13 protein-coding genes are annotated in these 13,169 nt (G+C 72.7%); 4 read left to right on the plus strand and 9 right to left on the minus strand.

What is annotated here, in order from left to right:
- A complete protein-coding gene (locus tag ABZ453_RS11465) occupies positions 1-423 on the minus strand; it encodes a phage tail protein (protein ID WP_133047369.1) in 423 nt (140 codons plus the stop codon).
- Positions 424-477: 54 nt separating this feature from the next.
- Positions 478-924 carry an extensin gene (locus tag ABZ453_RS11470; protein WP_359013923.1) on the minus strand — a complete coding sequence of 149 codons (447 nt, stop codon included), beginning with the start codon at positions 922-924 and terminating at the stop codon, positions 478-480.
- Between the two features lie 769 nt (positions 925-1,693).
- Here ABZ453_RS11470 and ABZ453_RS11475 point away from each other — a divergent pair.
- Entirely contained in the window at positions 1,694-2,380 is a 687-nt protein-coding gene (locus ABZ453_RS11475; protein WP_359013925.1) for a hypothetical protein, read from the plus strand.
- 1,050 nt (positions 2,381-3,430) lie between these two features.
- Positions 3,431-3,763 carry a hypothetical protein gene (locus ABZ453_RS11480; RefSeq protein WP_359013927.1) on the plus strand — a complete coding sequence of 111 codons (333 nt, stop codon included), beginning with the start codon at positions 3,431-3,433 and terminating at the stop codon, positions 3,761-3,763.
- 188 nt (positions 3,764-3,951) lie between these two features.
- On the opposite strand, the gene ABZ453_RS11485 is transcribed toward ABZ453_RS11480, so the two are convergent.
- From ABZ453_RS11485 to ABZ453_RS11500, 4 genes are read right to left on the minus strand one after another with little or no spacing between them, the layout of a single operon-like run.
- A complete protein-coding gene (locus ABZ453_RS11485; RefSeq protein WP_165955043.1) occupies positions 3,952-4,110 on the minus strand; it encodes a DUF6760 family protein in 159 nt (52 codons plus the stop codon).
- Positions 4,107-4,628 (minus strand): hypothetical protein, encoded by a 522-nt coding sequence (locus ABZ453_RS11490; RefSeq protein ID WP_359013929.1) that lies wholly within the window; start codon positions 4,626-4,628, stop codon positions 4,107-4,109. Before ABZ453_RS11490 ends, ABZ453_RS11485 begins: the two co-directional genes overlap by 4 nt.
- Positions 4,628-5,071 carry a phage tail protein gene (locus ABZ453_RS11495; protein ID WP_132856017.1) on the minus strand — a complete coding sequence of 148 codons (444 nt, stop codon included), beginning with the start codon at positions 5,069-5,071 and terminating at the stop codon, positions 4,628-4,630. Before ABZ453_RS11495 ends, ABZ453_RS11490 begins: the two co-directional genes overlap by 1 nt.
- Before the next feature lie 58 nt (positions 5,072-5,129).
- Positions 5,130-6,725, minus strand: coding sequence for a phage tail sheath subtilisin-like domain-containing protein (locus ABZ453_RS11500; protein WP_359013932.1), 1,596 nt, complete (start codon positions 6,723-6,725; stop codon positions 5,130-5,132).
- A gap of 243 nt (positions 6,726-6,968) precedes the next feature.
- Here ABZ453_RS11500 and ABZ453_RS11505 point away from each other — a divergent pair, with 243 nt between their 5' ends.
- The gene (locus ABZ453_RS11505) at positions 6,969-7,568 is read left to right on the plus strand and encodes a DUF4157 domain-containing protein (protein ID WP_359013934.1); all 600 of its coding nucleotides are present in this window, start codon (positions 6,969-6,971) and stop codon (positions 7,566-7,568) included.
- 20 nt (positions 7,569-7,588) lie between these two features.
- On the opposite strand, the gene ABZ453_RS11510 is transcribed toward ABZ453_RS11505, so the two are convergent.
- On the minus strand, positions 7,589-8,752 hold the full coding sequence (locus ABZ453_RS11510) for a hypothetical protein (protein WP_359013936.1): 1,164 nt from the start codon (positions 8,750-8,752) through the stop codon (positions 7,589-7,591).
- Positions 8,753-8,974: 222 nt separating this feature from the next.
- Here ABZ453_RS11510 and ABZ453_RS11515 point away from each other — a divergent pair, with 222 nt between their 5' ends.
- Positions 8,975-10,354 carry a ricin-type beta-trefoil lectin domain protein gene (locus tag ABZ453_RS11515; RefSeq protein WP_359013938.1) on the plus strand — a complete coding sequence of 460 codons (1,380 nt, stop codon included), beginning with the start codon at positions 8,975-8,977 and terminating at the stop codon, positions 10,352-10,354.
- Positions 10,355-10,369: 15 nt separating this feature from the next.
- Here ABZ453_RS11515 and ABZ453_RS11520 read toward each other — a convergent pair whose 3' ends face one another.
- Both ABZ453_RS11520 and ABZ453_RS11525 read right to left on the minus strand, forming a co-directional pair.
- Positions 10,370-12,373, minus strand: a complete 2,004-nt coding sequence (locus tag ABZ453_RS11520; RefSeq protein ID WP_359014074.1) for an ATP-binding protein — start codon at positions 12,371-12,373, stop codon at positions 10,370-10,372.
- Between the two features lie 86 nt (positions 12,374-12,459).
- On the minus strand, positions 12,460-13,131 hold the full coding sequence (locus tag ABZ453_RS11525; RefSeq protein WP_359013940.1) for a DUF4255 domain-containing protein: 672 nt from the start codon (positions 13,129-13,131) through the stop codon (positions 12,460-12,462).
- Positions 13,132-13,169: the final 38 nt, after the last annotated feature.

Raw genomic sequence — 13,169 nt, forward strand, 5'->3', positions numbered from 1 at the left:
TCAGTCCGTGAACCCGTGGTGGGCGATCTCCAGCACCTCGGTCGCCACGGCCGGGCTGGCGGGGTCCAGGGAGGGGCCGGTCCAGCTGACCGGCAGCACGTCGATCAGCCCCCACCGCGCGACTTCCGAACCGTCCGCCCTGAGCGCCGCGATCTGCGCCGTGGGGCGCTTGATGCCGGTCTGCACGGACGAGATCCACTTGGCGACCTTCGCCGTGTCCGGGGTCAGCGGGCGGGTCAGCCGGATGTTCGAGAACGTCACGCGGGTCGGCAGCTGCCAGACGAAGCCGTTGTTGCCGCCCTCCTGGCGCTGCTCGATCTCCACCTGCGACGACAGTCCCTCACAGCCGTTGAAGTAGCCGAGGCTCTCACCGTCGATGCTGAGGGAGAACCAGATGGTGGAGCCCGGGTCCTGGCGGGACATCGCGGCCGGCCTTTCTGTCGTTCGGGGTGGATGGCGGGTTGGGGTCGGATGCGGTCAGTGACGGGGGTCGCGGAGCTTGCCGATGCGTTCGCGGTCCAGGCGGAGTTCGGTACGGATCAGGCGGGTGATGCGGCCGATGATCCGGTGCACGAGCTCGTCGAGCTGGAAGTCGGTGAGTTCACGGGGGTCGAAGGCGCCGGCGGGGATCTCCGTGTACGCGGGCGGGGGTGTGGCCGGTGGCGTGTAGGGCGGAGGCGGTTCGTACGGCGGCGGGGCGGCGGCCGACGCGCTGTACGGGGGCGGGGGGGTGCCGTGCGACGCGGCCGACCGGGGTGCCTGAGAGGTCCGGTGGGTGAGGGCGGGCGTGGCGGAGGCGACGACGGCCGCGGCCGACGCGGCGAGGGCACCGGTGGCGGACTTCGCCGGGGGCTTGGCGGGGGACTTGGCCTTCTTGCCGAACCCGAGGCGTTGGACGACGGGTGGAGGAGTGAGGGGGGCCACGGGGAGGGGAGAGGGGGCGCCGGGGGTGGTGGTACGGGGTGCCGGCTGGTGTAGGGGGGCGACCTTGAGGGGGGTGGGCGCTGGGGTCGGAGCCGGGGTGGTCGCTGTTGTGGTGCGCTGGACTGGGTGTGGGAGGAGGGGAGTTGGGGACGTGGGGGCCGCGGGGGGCTGCGGTGTGGGCGGCTGGGGTGTGGGGTGGTGCGGTTCCGCGAGGGATCCGGCGAGGGGGGTGGTGTCCGCGGGGGATGTGGGCAGGGGCGCGCCCAGGGCGGGGCGGCGGGATGCGGCGGAGGGGGCGGTGCTCGGCGGGGAGATGGACTTGGTCCGCTGGATGGAGGGGGTCGGTGTGTCGGTCGTCGAGGCCGCGGAGGTCGTCGGGCGCGCGGCTGAACCGGGGCCCGCGGAGGGCGAGGTGGTGTCGGTGTGCCGGATCGGGGGCGCCGGCGGGGAAGCGGGCGGGGCGGGAGTCGGCTTGGGCGCAGGGGAGTTGACGGCCACAGGTCCCGGGTGCGGGCTTCGGGAGGGGGCGGGCTGGGAGGCGATCGGGGCTCCGAGACCCGGGCGGTTGGCGGTTCGCTGGACCGGTGGCGCAGGGGGTGTGGAGCGCGGGGTGGCGGGCTTGGGGGCTCGCTGGATGGGCGCGCCGACGGGGACGGATGACGTGGGGTGCGTCGGGCGAACTGCCGTCGAGCTGGGCGTCGTCGGCTGCGGTGCGGGCGGGATGGGGGTGCTGCCGGGGGTGGCGTGCCGCTGAGCCGATGAGGGAGTGGTGACGGAGGACTGCTCGGTCCGCTGGATGGTCGGGCCGGTTCCGGGTTCGGTACGCGGGGCGGTGGCGGAAGCGGGGGTGGGGGGCTGTGCTTCCGAGGCCGTGGTCGTCGCGCCGCCGAGCGGGAGTGCGGGGGCGCCACTGCTCGGACTGGCGGTGTTCGGGGCCGACGTGGCCGCCGTGCGCTGGACAGGCGTGGGATTCGCGGTCGACGCCGCCCCCGACCGGTGCGCGATGGGGGGTGCGGCGGGGCTCGGGGCGTTTGCAGGCGTTGTGCTCGACGGCGCCCCTGACCGGTGTGCCGTGGACGCGGTGGTCGGAGCCCGCTGTACGGAGGGCGCTGCCGGGGAGCCGGTAGCGGTGCCGGCCGGCTCGGTGCGCTGGGTGGGTGTGGTGCCGAGGTTCGGGGCGGACGTCGGCGCGGTGCTCGATGTCGACGTCGGCTGCTGCGACGCCGGGGTGGTCGGCGCGTGCTCGGTCGACGTGGGGTTCGTATCCGACGTCGTCCGCGGTTGGTGCGCTGGGGCCATGGCACGCTGCACCGGGGGTGACGTCGGGGTGCCGGCGATGGGGGCAGTCGGCCCGGTGCCCTGGACCGGGGTTCCGGAAGAGTTCTGCGTCTGGGTGGGCGCGCTGCTCGGGATCGGTCCCGCCCGGTGCGGGGCGGGCGCGGCCGCCGCGCGCTGAACGGACGTGGGACCCGAGTTCGAAGCACCCTCAGCCGGCTGTACGGGGGCTCCCGTGGGGACGCCCACCGCAGGAGTGGTCGGCCGTGTTCCGGATGGACCGGTAGGTGCGCCGGATCCCGTGCGCTGTACGTCGATCGGAGGCGTGGAGGGCGAAGCGGCCTGGCCGGCCGGTGTGTTGACGGACGTCGGCTGGGATGAAGACGGTGCCGTGCTGCCAGGCGTACTGAGATCCGGAGTCGTGGCGCGGGCCCGCTGGACGGGTGCCGGTGCCGGACCGCTGCCGTCGCTGGACGAGGACGGGGGACCGCCTGGGGCTGGGAGTGCCGTACCGCTGTCGTCGCTGGACGAGGACGGGGGACCGCCGGGGGCTGGGAGTGCCGTACCGCTGTCGTCGCTGGACGAGGACCGGGAGCCGCCGGCGGCAGGAGGTGCCGTACCGCCGCTGTCGTTCGAGGAGGACCGGGGACGTTCCGAGCCGGAGGCCGCGCGGCGTTGGACTGCGGGGGATGCCGGGACCGCGGGGGTGCGCGGGGGCGTGGGCGGCATGACGGTGCCGCCGCCGGACGAGTTCCCGTGCGTGGGCCGCCCCTGGGCAGGCGCATCCGGCACGGCACCGGAAGCCCGACCGGGACCCCGTACAGGACCAGACGGCTCGCCACCCGCGACGGCCCTCGTGCTCGCAGAAGCCGGACCGCCCGGCGCCCGCTGAACCGACGGCTCCACGTCACCGTCGTGCGAGACCGTCCCGACCGGTGAGGAGGACCCTGTCGGTGCAACTTGGCCCGCGGCACCGTCAGTTGATGCCGACACCGACTCGCTCGCAGGCGTCGAAGCCCGTCGGGCCACCGGCAGTGTCCGTCGCTGTACGGCCGCTGTCCCGGTCCGGGCCTTCGTCAGGGACCTCGGTGGGGATGACGAAGCAGCGGCCGGTACCGGTGTCACCCGGACCCCGGGCGCAGGGCGCGGCGCTGCGGCGGGGGCCTGTGTCGGAGCTGCCCGCCACTGGGGTGCACGAGCCGAAGCCGAGGGGGCCGGGGCCTCTTCTCCGTTGCCCGAACCGGAGGTCGGCACTGCCGCGCTCCGCGGCCCCGCCCCCGTCCCCGACTCCCGCGCCGGAAGCGCCCGCAGCGGTACCGCCGGAGTGCGCTGGACCGGGGTGACGGGGTCGGCCAGGGGCAGGGCGCCGGCGTGGCGTTCGAGGCCCGGCACCGGTCGGCCCACGGCCGTACGCGGCGCGTCACCGGCGAGGCTCGCGCTCGCGCGTCCGTCCAGCACCGCGGGGGAGGCCGTACCCGCGAACGACGGGTTCTGCCAGGTCGGCAACCGTCCCCCGAACCCGGCGTCCGCCACCTCGGCCCGCCCGGGCACCACGGCCCGCTGAATCGGCGGCAACCCCGGCCATGAGGCGGCCACGACGGGGCGCGCCCGCGTGTCCGCGGCAGAGGCGGCGGACGGAGGGGGCGTGGGCTCCACCGCTCGCACACCACCGTCACCGTCAGCCGTGACGTCGACCCGTGGCACGTCGGCGCCTTCGGTCCGCTTCCGCAACCGGTCCAGGAACCCCACCGCTCAGCCCTCCGCCCCGGCCCGGGTCACCAGGGACGCGATCTCGTCAGTGAAGCGGCGGCGGTCGTGGTGCTCCAGGTCCAGGATCTCGTCCATGCTCCAGTGGAAGTGGTAAGCGACGTACGCGATCTCCTCGTGCAGCCGGTCGGTCGCGTACGTCACGATTCCCCCAGGCGGCTCCCGCCGAGTTCCACCTCGAAGGGCTCCGAGCAGTGCGGACACCGGACCGCCGCCCGGGTGTGCCCCTCCGCGTTGATCTGGCGGTAGAAGTCCTGCAGGAACGCCAGGTCGGAGGCGAACATGTTCTCCACGATCCCGTCGTGGACCATGGGCAGCGTGCCCAGGCGGGTGATGACCCGGCCGAGCAGGACCACGGACAGGTACGCCGGGTTCTCCTGCACACGGACGTCCCGCAGCGGCACCAGCTCGTCCCGTGCCGTCGACAGGCGCATCACGCCGTCCCGGTGGACGGTGCCCGTCTCGTCGACGTACCCGCGCGGCAGCTGGAAGGGGAACTCCGTGCGCAGTGACTCCTGTTGGCGCACGGGGGCCGACGCGGGAGCCGGGGCCGGTGTCGCCTCCGGCCCCGGCAGCTCCCGGTCCGTCTCCGGCGCGGACGCCGCCGCGTCCACGCCGGAGTACGTGACGGCGGCGCCGGCCCTGGCAGCCGAACGCCGCATTACTCGATGACCAGTTCTTCGAACGCGATGGTCACGGTCTCGGTGAGCGCGGAGGCCTCGCCCGCCTTCACCGTGCTCGCGTCGATCTTGTTGCACCAGGCGTTGCGGAGGTGGTAGCGCTTCACCGGGTTGTTCTGGAAGTCCATCATGATGATCGACGCGTTCTTGCGGGCCGTCGTCATCTGGCCGCTGATCGACTCGTTGATCCACTGGGTGAACGAGGCCGACTGGGTCATACCGCGGACGACCGTGCAGGTGCCGTTCTTCTTCACACCCGGCAGGTTCTTGACCACGTTCTGGCCGTTAGGGGTGTTCTGTTGGTACGTGATGACGTCCTGCTCGATGCTCAGACCGCTGACCTCGGCGAGGTACTCGACCATCACGCCGTCGATCTGCAGGCCGAAATTGTGTGAGGTGAGGGCGTCACCCGGCTGGAGACTCATGTCTTCGCTGTCCTTCTAAGGGTCTCGAAAAGGGCCGTACGGAGGCTCGGCGCGCGGCCTACTCCTCCAACTCCCCGCTGCCGCTGGAGAACTGGGCCAGCCGGAAGATCACGAACTCGGCCGGCTTGACCGGCGCGATGCCGATCTCGCAGACGACCCGGCCGACGTCGACCGACTCCGGCGGGTTGGTCTCCTCGTCACACTTGACGTAGAACGCCTCCTCGGGCCGCTGGCCGAACAGGGCGCCGCTGCGCCACTCGTTGACCAGGAACGCCGAGATGTTGCGCCGGATCCGGGCCCACAGGGCGTGGTCGTTCGGCTCGAACACCACCCACTGGGTGCCGATCAGGATCGACTCCTCCAGGTAGTTGAAGTACCGGCGGATGTTCAGGTAGCGCCAGGCCGGGTCGGAGGAGAGGGTGCGGGCGCCCCAGACGCGGATGCCCCGGCCCGGGAAGGCGCGGATGCAGTTGACGCCGATGGGGTTCAGCAGGTCCTGCTCACCGCGGGTGATCTGGATCTCCAGGTCCACCGCGCCGCGGACGACCTCGTTGGCGGGCGCCTTGTGCACACCGCGCTCGGAGTCGTTGCGCGCCCAGATGCCGGCCACGTGACCGCTCGGCGGGATCAGCCGGGAGGAGCCGCTGGCGGGGTCGAAGGTCTTGATCCAGGGGTAGTACAGGGCGGCGTACTTGGAGTCGTAGCCGGCCGTCTCCTGGCGCCAGACCCGGATCTGACGGGCGTTCAGGCCCGGCGGGGGGTCGATGACCGCGACGCGGTCGCCCATCAGCTCGCAGTGCGCGATCAGACCCAACTGGACCGCCTTGACGGCCTCCAGGTCGATCGCGCCGCGCTGGTAGGCGGCCATCAGGTCGGGCACGGCGACCATGGAGATCTCGTCCACGGCCTCCAGACCGCCGAAGCCGGTACGGTCGGCGGAGTCGCCGAGGTAGTGGGCGGGGCCGGGGTGCGAGCCGTTCTCGACGGCCTTGTCCGGTACGGCGGGCGCGGGCGCCGGGGCCGCGAGGGCCACCGTCTGGTTGTCCGGGCGGACCAGCTGCGCGGCCGGCGCGGCCTCGGTCACGGTGATGAGCTTCGAGCGCTCCTTCACCTGCGTGACCACATAGTTGCGGCCGCCCTTCTTGGCGGTCACGTCGAAGCTCTCGACGGCCTTGTCGCCGTCCTTGACGATCAGCTTGAACCGCTCGGCGGGGCCCTCGCCCTCCGGGTCGGCGACCTCGACGCTCAGCGAGCCGCTGCTGCCGGAGGCGATGGCCGTCACGGAGAACGTGCCGATCTGCTTGGGCTCGGCCGCCGGCAGCGCGGCCTTGGCGGCGGAGCCGGTCACGGCGGCGGGGGCGGTGCCGGCCGCGGCCGCGGCGTCGTCGGCGGAACCGCCCACGCGCACGACGTACGCGGCGCTGCCGCCGTTCTGGAAGAAGCCGTAGACCGAGTGCGCGAGGTAGTACCCGTCGGTGAACTCACCGAAGCTCGCGACGTACTGGCTCCAGTTGGTCACCAGCGTCGGCTCGTCGAGCGGACCGGTCGGGGCGAGCCCCACGAAGGCCGCGACCGACGTGCCCACCCCTTCGATGGGGCGCGAGCCGCTGGCCACCTCCTCGACGTAGACGCCGGGCGACAGGTAGGACGGCATGCTCTGCTCTCCTCGGGGTACGAGACAGGAACGCCTCCAGCCTCACGCGCGCGCAAGTCCCCGGGAAACGGCCTGCGGTGCCGGACCTCGGGCAATCCGGCTGCCCTCAAGGGCAGTTGTTCGCTGCCCGTGCCCCCCTCGGCCGTCGGATCTGCCCGCAGGACTGCCCCTGAGGTCCTTCCGCCGTCGCACCCGAGCCGTTATTCCGGGAGTCAGACGTCCCGTCCGCGACCGGGAAGGCCCATGCGCGCACACGAAGAGAACCGCTCGTCCGCCGACCGCACACCCGCCCCCGCCCGGTCCGCCGCCCCGCTGCCGCCGCTGCTCGCCCTGCAGCGCGCCGCCGGCAACGCCGCGGTCACGCGCGCCATCCAGGAGGCGCGGCACGAGCACGGACCCGACTGCGGCCACACCGCGGAGGTCCAGCGCGACGCCTCCGGAGAGCCGGCCGTCCAGCGTCGCTCGTCGGTGTTCGAGGCGACCAGCTCGCCGGGCAGTCCGCTGGAGCCACGGATCCAGGCGAAGGCGGAGCAGGCGTACGGCATGAGCTTCGCCCATGTCCGGGTGCACTCCGGGACGGTGGCGCAGCGCTCGGCCCTGGAGTACGGCGCCCGCGCCTACACCTCCGGCTCCGACATCGTGGTGGGCGCCCAGGGCATCGACGACGAGACGCTGTTCCACGAGATCGACCACGTCCACCAGCAGAGCTCGGGGCCCGTGGCCGGCACCGACGACGGTTCGGGCGCGCGGGTCTCCGACCCCGGTGACCCCTTCGAGCGCAGGGCCGCCGCCAACGGCCGCCGGATGGCCCAGGGCGCCGCCCCCGATCTGGGCGGCGCCTGACACCCGGCCGGGGACCGGGCCTACTCGTCGTCTCGGAAGCTGAGCAGGTTCGGGTTCGCCTTCGCCTTGGTCTTCTTCTTCGGTTTCTTGACGACGGGCCCGGGGTCGTCGTCCTGGCGGACCGGCGACTGCGACGCGGGGCGCCGCCTGTTCCGGGGCTCCGGCGCGACCTCCTCCGGCTCCTCCTGGAGGTGCTGGAAGTGCTGCCGGAGATGTTCGGGGACATTGGCCTGGAACATGCTGTCCCAGCCCTCCCGGTCGTCCTCCCGGCGGCCGAGCCTGAACTCCCGCTCCATGAGGTACCTGCGGGCGTCCAGGTCCATCTCCCTGATGGCGTCCTCGACACCGAACACCTGCGTGACCGCGCCCGCCGCGACCGTGCCCTTGATGAGCACTTCCATGTCGCTCGTCGCCATGGAGCCGATGTCCGACCGCTCCGCGAGGTTGGTCTGCCCATGGACGGCCGGGTTTCCGAGGTTCACCAGCCGGGTCCCGGAGCCCAGCCTGCTCACGTCGATCTCGATGACGGGTGCCCACTGCTTCACCCGACGCGGCTTCTGGCCGTACTCCAGGTTCTCCGCGGGCCCTTCCTTGAAGTTGTACCTGGAGTAGGTGGTGGCCCGTTCACGGCTCGGGCTGAAGGAGATGTACTGCGTGCCGTAGTTGTCGCCCGCCACATGGTGGGCCACGGTCAAGGTCGCGTGGGGATCGACGGGTTCGATGTCCTTGCCCTCAGGCCACCGGCTGAGGGTCTGGTAGATCCGTTTCACCTCGGCCGGCGCCGAGATCCCCTCGCCCAGGTTTCCGTCCGCCGTCGCGGTGACGGACGACGCCGACGCGTCCTGGCGGCGCTTGACCTGCGACTCGATCCGGATCGCCCGGTACAGCCGCTGCGGCCCGCCCGCCGCGAGGTACTCGGCGACAGTCTGCTCGTACGGCTGGTGCTGCGGCTGCGCCGCCGTCGCGGGCTCCTGGGTGGTCGCCGTCCGCTGGACCGCCCGCACGGCCGCCGCGTTCCCCGCCGTCGCCTGGATGGCGGCCATCGAGCCGGGACTCAGCGCACCCCTGGACCGGGGGTCCGGCACGGCCGGGACGGGACGGGGCGGGGGCGTACGACGAGGTGACGTCATGCGCGTGCCGCCGGCCCGTTGCTCCGTGACTCTTGTGCCGTCCTGGGTGTGCATGCAACCTCTTCCTGGGCGGGAACGCGGTAGGGCTACTCCTCGATACCCGGGGCCGACGGCCGACGCCAGGTACGGAAGGCCGGCATCGCGTGGCCGAACGGGCAGACCCTGCCGCACGACGGGGCCGGGAGTCCTCCGGCCCGCCCCTCTATGGCCCCGAGGGCAGCGAGCTGTGCACGGAAGACTCCTGACCGCACGCCCGCACCCGCCTAGCGTCGACGCGTGAGCCTGTGGACCTCCCTGGAACCCGCCTCCGCGACTGTGGACCCGGGTGGTAGTGCACGTGTGCGGTTGCGGTTGCGTAATACCGGTGACGTGGTGGATGAGTACCGGTTCGAGCCGGTGGGGCCGGTGGCGCCCTGGACGACGGTGGAGCCGCAGTCGTTGCGGTTGTATCCGGGGACGACGGGGACGGTGGAGTTGACGTTCGCTCCGCCGCGTACGCCGGATGCGGCGGCGGGTCCGAATCCGTATGCGGTGCGGATCACGCCGACGGAGCATCCGGAGGCGACGACGGTTCCGGAGGGGAATCTGACGATCACGCCGTTCACGGAGGTGCGGGCGGAGTTGGTGCCGCCGACCGTGAAGGGGCGTTTTCGGGGCCGGCCGCGGCTGGCGGTGGACAATCTGGGCAACACGAAGCTGACGGCGTCGGTCAGCGGCAGCGACAACGGTGATCAGTTGTCGTACGACATCCATCCGAGCAATGTGCAGATCGAGCCGGGGCGTGCGGCGTTCGTGAAGACGACGCTGAAGCCGCGCCGGATCATCTGGTTCGGGAGCAAGGAACAGCATCCCTACACGCTGAACGTGGTCCGTTCGGGCACCAACCCGCTCCCGGTGGAGGGGACCTACCTGCAGCGCGGGTTCCTGCCGCGGTGGCTGGCGACCTTCTTCGGTGTCTTCGTCGCCCTCGGGATCACCTTCGTGATGCTGTGGATCGCCTACAAACCCGCCGTCAACTCCGGCGCCACCGAGAAGACCGTCGAGGCGGCCAACACCCTGGCCCCGAGGCCCACTCCGACACCCGCCCTCACCCCGGCAGCCCCTCCGGCGTCCACCCCCGCGCAGGGCGGTGGAGCCGAGCAGCCCAAGGGGGCGGGGGACTCGGGGACTTCGCAGGGGTCCGGCACGTCCTCGGGCGGCGGCAAGAAGTCCGGGGGCGGGTCCTCGAACACCACGCCCAGGAAGACCGCCACACCCGTCGTGGGGCAACTCATCATCGGGCAGGGCTCGAACCGCTGCATCGACGTCACCGACGCGCAGAACGGCGTCGGCAAGGACGGGAAACAGCTGCAACTGTGGGACTGTGCCGGAAGCGCCAACCAGAAGTGGGACTTCCGCGGGGACGGCACCGTGCGCTCCGTCGGGATGTGCATGGACGTGGCGTGGGGCTCCAAGGACGACGGGGCGCACATCCAGCTGGCGCGGTGCAGCGGCAACCCGGCCCAGCAGTTCGTGCTGAGCCAGGCCGGCGACCTGGTCAACCCGCAGGCCGACAAGTGCGTGGACGCCACGGACAACGGCACCGGCAACGGCACCAAGCTCCAGCTGTGGACCTGCTCCGGCACACCCAACCAGAAGTGGCGCGTGCAGAACTGACGCGGGAGGGCGCCGCTACCAGGCGCCCTCGCCCGGCACCAGACGGCCGGACTTGCGGTACTCGCGCCGGGCGCCCTCCAGCAGATCGGCCGCGGTGACCAGGTCGCCGCGGCCGGCGGCGAGGTACGCGGCCGTCACCACGGCGCTGCGGATGGAACCGCCCGCCAGCTCGAAGTCGGCCGCCACCGGCCCGAGTTGGACGCCCTCGGCGCACGGCACGTGGGACAGGCTGTGCCGCCACAGCGCGAGCCGCTGCTCGGCGTCCGGGAACGGGAAGTCGACCACCAGGTCCAGCCGGCGGGTGAACGCCTCGTCGATGTTGGCCCGCAGATTGGTGGTGAGCAGGGCGATCCCGTCGAAGGACTCCAGCCGCTGGAGGAGATAGGCGCTCTCCATGTTGGCGTACCGGTCGTGCGCGTCCTTGACCTCGGAGCGCTTGCCGAAGACGGCGTCGGCCTCGTCGAAGAGCAGCACGGCGTCCGTGCGGTCGGCCTCGGTGAAGATGCGTTCGAGGTTCTTCTCCGTCTCGCCGACGTACTTGTCGACGACCGAGGACAGCTGGACGACATAGAGGTCGAGGCCGAGTTCGGCGGCCACGACCTCCGCGCTCAGCGTCTTTCCGGTGCCGGACTCGCCCGCGAACAGACCCAGCACGCCCCGGCCCCGGCCACCGCCGGCGCTCAGCCGCCAGTCGCCGAGAACCCGGTCGCGGTGGCGGGCGCGCAGCGCGAGTTCGCGCAGTTGGGTGAGGGGGCGGTCGGGCAGTACGAGGTCGGTCCAGTCGACCGCCGGGCGGATCCGGCGGGCGTGCTGCTCCAGCCCCGACGCGGACTGCTGGCGGGCGGCCAGGCGCAGATGGGCGGGGGAGAGCGGGGTCCCTTCGAAGCGGGCGAGGCCGAGAGCGGCCCGCGCGGCCCGGGAGATGTGCTCGCCAGGGAGATGGTACGGGGCGACGGTGGCCGCCAGATCGAAGCCGTGGACGTTCTCCGCGCCGAGTGCGGCCGTCCAGGCGTCCACCGCCCCCGCGTGCTGCCGGGGCACGTCCAGCACGAGGGGGTCCTGGTCGGACCAGTGGGGGTCGTAGGGGCGCGGGGCCGTGATCAGCACGGGTACGTCGGCGGCGGCCACCAACTGTCGTATCAGACCGGCGGGTTGGTCCGGCACCCCGGACACGACCACCGTCTGTCCGCGCAGCCGGGCCTCCCGCAGCAGGTCGGGGACCCGGTCCTCGGGCCCGGAGAAACGCAGGGCGGGGACGCCGGCGGCACGCAGAGCGGCGGCCGCACAGGCGAGCCCGTCGCCCTCACGGCGCTCGCGGAGATAGACGGTGGGCGGGGGGCCGGCGTCGAGGCGGGCGGCGAGCCGTTCGACGAACCGGCCGAACTCGCCGTCGGTCCCGCCGTCCGACGGCGCGTTCAGTGGATGCAGATGGCCGGCGAGCGCCGCGTCGGGCGTGTCGTCGCCGAGGAGGTGGGCGGCCAGACGGTCCGGAACGCGCAAGGAGCGCCCGAGAAAGGGGCGTTCGGGCTCCTCGACCGTGAGGAGACCGAGCGCGGACAGGGGGGCGGCCGGCTGGAACCGGGCCCGTCCGGCCGGGGAGTGGACGGGGACGCCGACCAGGTCCAGGGCGAGCGCGACGGTGGCCCGGCGGCGGCTGACGTCGTCGTTGAGGTAGCCGTACAGCGGCTCGAAGGTGCGGTCCAGGTCGGGCGCGAGGGCGATGAGCAGCAGCATCGCGTCGAGCTCGGTCAGCCCGAGCCGCGCGGACAGCTCGCCCAGCCGGTCGTACGGCTGCTCGGCGGGGTCGGGGAGAGGGAGCCGCACCGGCGCCACCGGCCGCAGCAGATGCCGTACCGCCTCCTCCGACAGATACAGCCCGCGCAGCGGATCGGCCGCCGTCGGATCGTCCACGGACCGCTGCTCCACGACCAGGGCGACCCGCTCGCGCAGCACCCCGAGCCGCGTGACGAGGGCGACGGCTGGATCTGTTTCGGCCAACTCGGCCACGCCGTACGGCACGTGGGGCGCACCGACCGGATCATCCTCCGGGTGCTCCCGCGAAACACCGTCCGCGGCCGCCGCGCCGTCCGTCAGCGCGTCGGCCGTCACGGTGTCCGGTCCGTGGTGCGGGCCGCCGCTCGGGCCTCCCTGACCGCCGCCACCTGGCTCGGGCGGTGGGCGCGTTCGTCCGTGACCGGGGCGTCGTCCAGGGTGCGGACGCGGACCGCGGCGCCCTCCGTGACCGGTGGGCCGGCGTCGTACTCGGGGTAGGCCGGGAAGGGGGCCGTGACCACCAGGTCCAGGGACGGCTTGAGTTCGCCGCCGAGCGCGGACCAGATCTCCGCCAGGGAGCGGGACTCGGTCTGGATGCCGGCCACCGACAACGGGATGGTCAGGCCCAGTGCGCCGAGCGCGCCCGGGAGTTCGGAGGGTCCGATCAGCTCACGCGGGATCAGTGTGGCGAGCACCGCGGACAGCAGCCGGTGTTCGTCCTGCGGCCGTTTGGTCCACGCCGTCACCAGGTACGACAGCCGGAACCAGCGCGGCGGCTGGCGCCGCTTGACGATCACGTCCCGCTCGTCGTGCACGGCGACGTGGCCCCGCTGCCGACGGTTGACGTCCTCCCGGATGTCGTACAAGTAGGCGTTGATCGTGGGCGAGTTGCGGCGCGCGGCCCAGTCGCGGGTCGGGGCGTCGAAGGCGACGTCGATGCCCGAGCCGGACAACGCGCCACCGCTCAGCAGGCCCTTGAGGACCTCGTCCACCTCGTGGATCACCGTCTTGCTCCCGCCCCGCGATGCCCCGCACCGCATGA

The organism is Streptomyces sp. NPDC005799 (assembly GCF_040630525.1).
Classification (GTDB): Bacteria; Actinomycetota; Actinomycetes; order Streptomycetales; family Streptomycetaceae; genus Streptomyces; species Streptomyces griseorubiginosus_B.